Below are 7,546 nucleotides of genomic sequence, written 5' to 3' on the forward strand. Positions count from 1 at the left end.
CGTACACAAAATCTGTGTTTGATGAAGATCAAATGTGGGAGCGGGCTTGCTCGCGAAGAGGCCAGCACCGACACCCAGAAAATCAAGGCCTGCCGAGCAAATGACTCATCGCCGTCTTCAGCTTCATCGGCCGCACAGGCTTGTGCATCAGGGTGTGGCCCAGTTCGCGGATCTGCTGCTTGAGTTCATTGCTGTAGTTGGCCGTGATCATCATCGCCGGGACCGGTGACGCGCGCCGGGCATTGATCCGGGCCACGGCGTCGACACCGTTGCGATCGTTGTCCAGATGGTAATCGGCAATCAGCAGGTCGGCCTCGGCGTGGTAATTGTCCACTTGCCGCGCCAGGTCCTCCTCCGACAGCGCCGTCACCACCCGACACCCCCACCCCTCCAGCAAGGTGCGCATGCCGGCACAGATGGTCGCGTCATTGTCCAGCACCCATATCCGCGCACCGCGCAGGCGCTCAAGCATCGGCTCGCTCATCTGCAACGTCGGCGGTGGTTTCGGCGCGGTGGCGCTCAACGGTACTTCGACCGAGAACATCGAACCCCGTCCCGGCCATGAACGCACATGAATGCGATGCCCGAGGATGCCGGCAATCTTCTCGACAATCGCCAGGCCCAGGCCCAAGCCGCGATCCTGATCGGGTCGCTGCACATCACCGCGCTTGAACTCCTGGAAAATCTCCTCCAGGCGATGCTCGGCGATGCCCATGCCGCTGTCCCAGACTTCGATCGTCAGGCACTGATGATGCCGCCGGCAACCGAGCACCACGCGACCACTGTAGGTATAGCGAATCGCATTGCTCAGCAGGTTGCGCAGAATCCGGGCGAGCAGCTGGATGTCACTGCGCACCAGCGCCGAACAGCCGATGAAGTGCAGTTGCAGGCCTTCACTGCGCGCCACCTGGGTGTATTCGGCGGCCAGGTTGTCCAGCAGTTCACTGAGGGCAAACGGCGCAATGTCGGCTTTGATTACCCCCGCATCGAGCTTGGAAATATCCACCAGGGTGCCGAGCAGGTTCTCCACGTCTTCCAGGGAATTGCTCACGTTGCGCACCAGAACTTCGCTGGACATCGGCTCGCGCCGCTCCAGCAAGGCACTGGTAAACAGCCGAGCTGCATTCAACGGTTGCAGGAGGTCATGGCTGACGGCGGCGAGGAACTTGGTCTTCGACAGGTTGGCCTGCTCGGCCTCCTGCTTGGCCTCGCGCAAGCGTGACTCGACCAGGCGACGCTCATCGATCTCGCGCAGCAGTTGGTCATTGAGTGTGGTCAATTCCGCCGTGCGCTCGCGTACCCGCAGCTCAAGGTTCTGATAAGCCTGATGCAACGCCTCGGCGGTGCGCCGGCGTTCGGTGATGTCGCGGATCAGCACGAAAATCCCCACCACCTCGCCACTGGCCAGACGGTTGGGCACATAGGAGCGCAGCATGTAGCGCTCCTGGTTGTTGACGTTGGTTTCGGCGAACTCGAACGTCACGCTCTCGCCGGCCAGCGCCCTGGCCACGTAGGACTCCAACCGCTGGTAATGCTGTTCGCTGTGCACTTCGCGCAGGCTCTGGCCGAGCATCACGCCACGGGGCCAGCAGTACCACTCTTCATAGACCTTGTTGGTGAACTCGTAGACCAGGTCGGCATTAAGGTAGGCAATCAATGCCGGAACGTGATCGGTGATCAGGCGAATCCAGTGCTCGCTTTCACTCAGCGCCTCGGCGTGCTGATAGCGTTCGGTAATGTCGGTGAAGGTGTTGACGAAGCCGCCGGCGGGCAACGCATGGGTGCGGATTTCCAGGACCCGGCCATCGTACAGGCGCTGTTCGCATTCGCGTACCGGTCGTCCGTTGCCATCGCGACTGGCCGGGGTCAGCAGGTTCAACTCGCTGTCGGCGATTACTTCGGCAAACGGGCGATGGGCCGCCACGGGCGCCAGGCCGCTCAACTCCAGGAAACGCCGGTTCCACAACTCCAGAATGCCCTCGGCGCTGACCATCGCCACCCCTTGGGACAGGTTGTCGACCGCCCGTTGAAGCAGATGCGACTTCTGCGCCACCGCCTGCTCCCGGCGTACGGTTTCGCTGAGTTTGACGTCGGTAATGTCGGTGAACAGAATCACCCGCCCCCCTTCCTGGGTCGGCCGCTCGCTGACTTGCAGCCAGCGCCCGTTCTGCAGGCGGTAAAGCAGATTTTCGTCGGCATGCCCGCGTGGCTCTTCGGTGAACAGGCCGTTATTCATCATCAGCCGCTTGACCTCGGTCAGGCGCATGCCGGCATTGATCCGCACCCGGCTGTTGCTCCAGAACGCCTTGAACCTACTGTTGAACAGCACGATGCGCTGCTCGGCGTCGAACAGGACGAAGGCGTCGGAAATGCTTTCAATGGCATCGATCAGGTGTTGATGCGCCGTTTCCGCGCGCAGGCGGGCTTCGCTGAGCAAATGATTACCGGCCTTGAGTTCGGCCATGGCCTGGTTCAGGGCATCGGTGCGTTCGCGCACCTGCTCGGCCAGCACCACCGAATGCTGGAATGCCGCGTACGGATCGTTGCCGCGGGTCACCCCGGACTCGACCCGTTCGATCAGCGCGCCATTGATGCGCTGCAGTTTATGGTTTTCCAGGCGCAGCCTGGCCAGCTCGGCCTGCAGCTCAGCGATGTCCTGGGGCACGGCCACGGGCAATGGCAACGCCGGTGAAGGTCTGGTTGATGTGCATGCCATTGAACTGTTCTCCGTAGGTGTTGAAACCCATCACCCGTTGCTCACGCAAAAACGTGCCGATCTGATCAAGACTGCCGTCGTCTTCGAGTTCCAGACGCCGCAGGAAACAGTCGCAACCGATGGTCAGCAGCAAATCACCCAGGCGCTCCTGCAAACCCTCGAACAGGCTTTGCAGGTTCGGCAGCATCGGCCCCGGGGTCATGGCGGTGAGGACGATGCCGTTTTCCACGGCGCAGTAGAAGCTCAGGCTCAGGTCCGGATGCACCTGCTGGATGGCCCGCACGTAGTACTGCTGGTTGATCCGCACTGCCAACGGGTGCGCGGCGAAGACCCGGTGATCGAGTTGCGCCACCGGCACGCCGATGTGCCGGGCGTACTCGGCGGCGGCCGGCTCGGCATTGAGTTCGAAGACCCGGCGCAAGGTGCTGTCGGCCCCGGTGACCACCAGCTTTTCGGCGCGGGGCAGCACGTGGTGGGTGGTGAACACTTCGAAATCCAGCCAGGTATTGACCAGCACCACCACGGCCGCGCCGCTGTGGAACTCGCCATCGAAGTACACATGGGTATGGGTCAGGTAGTTATCGTCGCCGGCCGAGCCGCCGAAATGCGGAATGTCGCCCAATGCCGCGCTCAAGGCCGCCAGGACCATTTCTTCACGGCTGGACAGGCCATCGAGCAGGGTCAGGGCAAAGCTGTTGCCCTTGATCGGGGCCAGGGTATTGCTGCGACAGCCGCTGACCAGGCGCTCGACCATTTGCTGGGCGTCGATCAGGCTGAAGTGCTCCATCTGGTCGATCAGCTCGATCGCGATGGAAAAGTGCCGATGATCGAAACCCACCGCCGTCACGCAATTGCGTCCGTAGCCCAGCGGGGTGATTTCCCCGGCGCTGGTGCAGCCCACCAGGCGAATGCCGCCGAAGCTTTGCTGCAAGGCCTGGCCCAGCGCCTGCAAGTCGTACTCGGCGGAACAGAAGAACAGCACGAACCCCAGGTGCGGATGCAACAACTGTCGTGCCAGTTCTTGCGCGACCTGCCGGGCATCGGTGGCCTGGGACATCGCACTGACGACGCCTTCGCTCTGCTGCATCCTTACCTCCCGCAGGTGCGTGTGTATGAAGCACGAGTGTACGAAGTCTGTGAGGTGCGACGAATGCTACTTGGGTAGCGGGTAGCCGCTTCGATGGGATGAGACGGTTGGCGACCCTCGCCGCGATGCGCACGGCCAGGGCCACCTCCCGGGGTTACCAGGTCAGCACCGCCCCCACGGCAAAGGTGTCGGTGTCTTCGTTCTGCTCGTCGGTGTCGTGGCCATTGATTTCGAACTGGTTGTACTCGGCCACCAGCTTGAGGTTGTCGTTCACGTCATGGAACAACGCGATGCCGCGGGTCTCGTAGTCCGCGCCGCTGCCGACCACGCCGTTGCCATCGTCATTGGTCTTGCCGTAGGACAAGGCCAGGCGGTTCTTGCCCAGTTTGTAGGAGCCCTGCATCAGGTAGCCGTCGCTGTCGACATTGCGCAGGGTCGGCTCGCCGGCATTGTTGGTGAAAAACGGGTTGATGCCCTTGGCCTGGAAACCGGAGCCGGTGAGGGACAAGCCGCCCATCTTCGCCTGCACGCCATAACCGACACCCTTGGAGGTGACGGTCTCGACCGTGGAATCAGTGTTGTCCGAGGTCTGGTAGCTGCCGTTGACCCAGCTGTAGATCTTTGCCCCGGCCAGGTCGAATTGATAGGTGACTTCGCTCTCGGTACGCGGGTTTTCCTGATAGGCCTTGCCCGTCGGGCTGCTGTCGTTGGTGTCCACCGGGTCCATGATGCCGACCGCCACGCGCAGACCGTCCATCACCGGGGTGCGATAGGTTATCTGCGAGGTCGGGAACGGATACGGATAACCGGTGCCGATGTTGCCGAACGACACCCCGCCGCCATCCACCAGCCCCAACGTATCGCTGACCTGACCATAACCGGCGAGCATTTCGTCGAGCAGGATGTTGGAACGGGCGAACAGCCCGAAGTCCTTGCCGATCAGCACCTCGCCCCACTCCGGGTTGGCCACGGTGCCGAAGAACTGCCGCACATCAATAGCGGTGTCGGTGCCGTTGGTTTCGCTGTCGTTGATGGTGACCCAGAACGAGGCACGGGCGCCGAGCTTGAGGTCGTCTACCTGCTTGCCCATGTTGAACCCCAGGTAGTTGGGCAGGAACCCCATCTTGACCCGCGACTGTCGACGGTCGAACTGATCGCCGGCGCGATCGACATCGCTGTTCACGTAGAAGGCGTTGATGTAGCCGTCGGTGGAGAACGTGGTCTGGTCCTTGTCGTACAGCATGATATCCGCCTCGGCCAGCGGGCTCAGGCCAAGGGCGGACAGGCTGGCGATGAAGGCAGGCAGAAAACGATGCGTGACGTTCTTATTGTTGTGCATGGCGCGCTCCGAAACGGGGGACTGAGTGTCGGAGGCGATTATCGAAACCTGACGGGCGGCGCCATACGCTGCCTTGGGGCTGGTTTTCAGGTGCTTTGGATTGGCTGGCGGTGTGTGACCACTACGGTGTAAGACTGCGTGTCAGTGAGGCTCGCCACTAAGGGTGTAGGCCTGTGGACCCCACTGGCGTCCACAGGAACCGGTACCGGTCAGGCGTTGGCCCTGAACAGCATGTAGGCGGCGACCACGACGCAGATGCTGGCGAATCCGACCTGCAACGCCCGCGCCGGCACCCGGGCGCAGAGCTTGCGGCCGATGATCATGCCGACGATGCTGGAGACGATGAAGGCAATGCCCGAATCGTCGATGCGCACCCCGGCATGGAACGCGCCGATCACGCCGATGCCGGAAATCAGGCTGATCACCATCAGCGACGTGGCGATGATCCCGCGCATCTGCACGTCGGTCAGTTGCTTGAAGGCCGGGACAATCAGAAAGCCGCCGCCCACCCCCAGCAATCCAGAGACCACGCCGGTTACTGCCCCGAGCGCGGCGAGGGTCGCGGTGCATTTGGCGGTCCAGGAAAAGCGCCCGGTCTGTTGATCGAGCATGCAGTTCTTCTGGCCCCAGTTGGCCTGACCATGATCGCTGGGACCCTCGTCCTTGCGCTCGCGGCGCAACATCCGCCCGGCCACCATGACCATCAGCAGGCTGAACAGGATCATCAGGATTTTTTCCGGCAACTGGTGGGCAAAGTAGATGCCTATCGGCGAAAACACCGCACCCAATGCCGCGATCAGCAGCGCTGCGCGATAACGCACCAGGCCATGGCGCAAGCCGTCGATGGCACCGACCGCCGCCGCACTGCCCACCGCGAACAACGCCACCGGAGCGGCCTGGGTCATGCTCCACCCCAACCCCAACACCAGGGCCGGGACCGCAAGGATACCGCCACCGGCGCCCGTCAAGCCGAGCACCAACCCCATCACTACACCAAACAGACTTGCCAGCAACATACGGAGTTCTCAGTCGACCCTGGACACACGTGTCAGCCACTCGCGGCCCTTGAGCATACCGTTCCAGTAGAACCACGGTAGCAGTGTCGCCTTCAGCCACCACGCCGAGCGGCGCGGGATCGTCGGGTCAAGGGGAAAGGTCGGCAGCAACTTGCCCGCGTACCCGAACTCGGCAAGGATCACCTTGCCCTTCTCCACTGTCAGCGGACAGGAGCCATAGCCGTCGTACTTCAGCGGCAGCGGTTGCTGCTTGCGCAAGGCCAGCAGGTTTTCCGCCACCACCACGATCTGCTTGCGCACCGCCGCAGCAGTTTTTGCATTCGTGGTGCCGCAGATGTCGCCTAGCGCGAACACGCCTGGATAGCGCGGATGTTGAAGGGTGTGGGGATCGACCTCGCACCAACCGGCGGCGTCGGCCAGCGGACTTTGGGCGATGAAGTCCGGGGAGACTTGTGGTGGCACGACATGCAGCAGGTCAAAGGTTTTTGCCTGGCGGGTGACATTGCCATCGGCATCCTTGACGTCGAACCACGCGGTTTTCGCCGGGCCGTCGACCTTGACCAGATTCGAGTTGAACGCCAACCGGGCTTTGTACTTTTCGATGTACTTCATCAGTGGCGGGACAAAGGTCGGCACTCCGAACAGTGCCGCGCCCGCAAGATTGAACTCGACGTCGATGTCGTTCAGCACACCGCTCTTGTTCCAGTGATCGCAGGACAGGTACAGCGCCTTTTGTGGCGCTCCGGCACATTTGATCGGCATGGCCGGCTGGGTGAACAGCACCTTGCCGCCGCGTAATTTCTGCACCTGGTCCCAGGTGTAGGTCGCGTGCCGATAGCTGTAGTTGGAGGTCACGCCGTGCTGGCCGAGGGTGTTCTCCAGGCCTTCGATTTTCTCCCAGGCCAGGCGCAGGCCGGGGCAGACCACCAGGTTTTGATAGCCGACCGTACGCCCGTCACCGAGGGTGAGTTGGCGCTTGTCGGGATCGATGCCCGTCACGGCAGCCTGCAGCCAATGGGCCCCGCGCGGCATCACCGACGCCATGGGCCGCACGGTGTTTTCCACGTTGTAGGCACCACCGCCGACCAGCGTCCAGGCCGGTTGATAGTAGTGCCGGGAGTCGGGTTCGATCACGGTGATGTTCAGATGCGGGCTACGCTTGAGCAGGCTGGCGACAAGGCCGATGCCCGCCGTGCCGCCGCCGATGACCACGATATCTGCACTGATGGATGGGCCCCAGTGTTGATCGTTCATTGCTTGTTCCTTTTGCTGCACGCAAGGATGTTGCCAGTTTCACCACAAAACAACTGTGGGAGCGGGCTTGCTCGCGAAGGCGGTGTGTCAGTAGACATAAACGTTGGCTGACACACTGCCTTCGCGAGCAAGCC

General features: G+C 62.2%; 5 protein-coding genes. All 5 read right to left on the minus strand.

The features are described 5' to 3' along the window. Positions 1-82 precede the first annotated feature (82 nt). The 5 genes from nahK to KGB29_RS08570 all read right to left on the minus strand — a co-directional run bounded on the left by nahK (position 83) and on the right by KGB29_RS08570 (position 7,412). A complete protein-coding gene (gene nahK, locus KGB29_RS08550) occupies positions 83-2,716 on the minus strand; it encodes a hybrid sensor histidine kinase/response regulator NahK/ErcS' (protein ID WP_150814567.1) in 2,634 nt (877 codons plus the stop codon). Next, positions 2,646-3,803, minus strand: coding sequence for a nitric oxide-sensing protein NosP (gene nosP, locus KGB29_RS08555; RefSeq protein ID WP_102671462.1), 1,158 nt, complete (start codon positions 3,801-3,803; stop codon positions 2,646-2,648). Before nosP ends, nahK begins: the two co-directional genes overlap by 71 nt. Positions 3,804-3,957: 154 nt before the next feature. Next, positions 3,958-5,142 (minus strand): porin, encoded by a 1,185-nt coding sequence (locus KGB29_RS08560; protein ID WP_057715207.1) that lies wholly within the window; start codon positions 5,140-5,142, stop codon positions 3,958-3,960. Between the two features lie 209 nt (positions 5,143-5,351). After that, complete coding sequence (locus KGB29_RS08565) at positions 5,352-6,158, minus strand: sulfite exporter TauE/SafE family protein (RefSeq protein ID WP_090454959.1); 807 nt, start codon at positions 6,156-6,158, stop codon at positions 5,352-5,354. 9 nt (positions 6,159-6,167) lie between these two features. After that, positions 6,168-7,412, minus strand: coding sequence for an FAD/NAD(P)-binding oxidoreductase (locus KGB29_RS08570; protein ID WP_150814566.1), 1,245 nt, complete (start codon positions 7,410-7,412; stop codon positions 6,168-6,170). Positions 7,413-7,546 lie beyond the last annotated feature (134 nt).

The sequence above is a fragment of the Pseudomonas sp. BF-B-30 genome (assembly GCF_019956305.1).
GTDB lineage: Bacteria > Pseudomonadota > Gammaproteobacteria > Pseudomonadales > Pseudomonadaceae > Aquipseudomonas > Aquipseudomonas jessenii.